Consider the following 1,601-nt stretch of genomic DNA (forward strand, 5'->3'; position numbering starts at 1 on the left):
TTGGGACAAAAAAGCAGTCGGTATCAAACGCGGCGACGAGTCTGTTACGAATGCGGATTGCTTTTACGACCGCGGCGCGATTTATTCTGAGTTTGGCAAGATAGTCTGCATTGCTTTTGGTGCATTTTATTATAATGAAAACGAAGAGCTTGCATTCAAAGTCAGCAGCTTTTCGGGCGATGATGAGGCTGCATTGCTCCGGCAGTTTAAGGCGCTGCTCGAAAAATATCCCGCAGACCAGCTGGTACTTTGTGCACACAATGGCAAGGAATTTGATTTCCCGTTCCTCTGCCGCAGAATGCTGATCCATTGCATTGAAATACCCAGAGCTTTACAGATTTCCGGCAAGAAACCCTGGGAAATCCTGCATCAGGATACCATGGACCTGTGGAAGTTTGGTGACTATAAAAGCTACACTTCACTGGATCTGCTGGCAGCGGTGTTCAATGTGCCGGGCAGTAAAAACGAGATGAGCGGCGACCAGGTGACGAAGGTATATTATGAAGAAGGCGATCTGGCCAAAATTTCGCGATATTGCAGAGAGGACGTGGTTGTGCTGGCGCAATTGTACCTAAGATTACATTGTTTTCAATCCGTTCGGGAAGAGAACATTACGAGAGTCGAATAAGGCTCTGCCGGGCAGCCAGAGCGGCAGTCGGCTATTTAATTTAAAGAATAAATGAAAGAAAAAAAGACAAAGGACAGAACAAGAGATAAAAGGGAGCCGAAAGCTCCTCATCATATTGTTTCCTATATAGATAATTTGAAGGCGGATATTGCCGCCTTCTTCGATCTGAACAGCGAGCAGGCATTTCGCCCGTTTGATGTGCACGATCATTTTGGAGTGCAGGATAAGAAAGTAAGGGTACTGTTCAATGAGATCCTGCACGAACTCGAACAAGCCGGTACGCTGGTGTATCACAAAGACGGCACTTACACGGCAGGACCTAATAAACCTGCCAGCAGCAACAAAGGTCTGACTGGCCGGGTGGACAGGGTGAACAAGTCTTTCGCATTCGTGATTGTTGAAGGCCGCGAAGATGATATTTATGTTGAATCGGAACTGTTGAATGGCGCCTGGGACGGAGATACTGTTTCTGTTCAGACACTGAGCAAGAATAGCAGGAACTCCGGCAGGGGAGATTCAGGAAAAAGCCGCGTTGAAGGTCGGGTTACAGAAATCGTAAAACGCAATAACGCTGAAATTGTAGGTATTATCGAGATCAACAAGCGGTTTGCGGTTGTTCAACCCGACAATAAAAAGCTTTTCGATCCCATTTTCATTGAACCTGACGAAACCAAAGATGCCAAAGACGGCGATAAGGTTATTGTCAAAGTAAAAGAATGGCCTACCCGCAGAAGTCAGGCCGAGGGTGAGCTGGTACAGGTACTGGGCAAAGCGGGAGATAACGACGTGGAAATGCACGCGATCCTGGCAGAGTTTGGCTTACCTTACCATTTCCCTGAGATCGTGGAAACGGAGGCCAACAAGATCCCTGATACGATTTCGGAAAAAGAAATTGCAAAGCGGAGAGATATCCGCGACTGGCTTACATTCACCATTGACCCGGTCGATGCCAAGGATTTTGACGATGCATTGT

At 47.2% G+C, this 1,601-nt stretch carries 1 protein-coding gene and 1 pseudogene; both read left to right on the top strand.

Going from position 1 to position 1,601, the window contains the following annotated elements:
- Positions 1-628 (top strand): 3'-5' exonuclease (locus tag ACTIE6_RS23625; RefSeq protein WP_439558971.1); only part of this gene is annotated, 628 nt, incomplete at its 5' end.
- Positions 629-679: 51 nt separating this feature from the next.
- A pseudogene (locus tag ACTIE6_RS23630) lies at positions 680-1,601 on the top strand (ribonuclease R); the annotation flags it as partial.

Origin of the sequence: Dyadobacter sp., assembly GCF_051859145.1 — a bacterium.
GTDB lineage: Bacteria > Bacteroidota > Bacteroidia > Cytophagales > Spirosomataceae > Dyadobacter.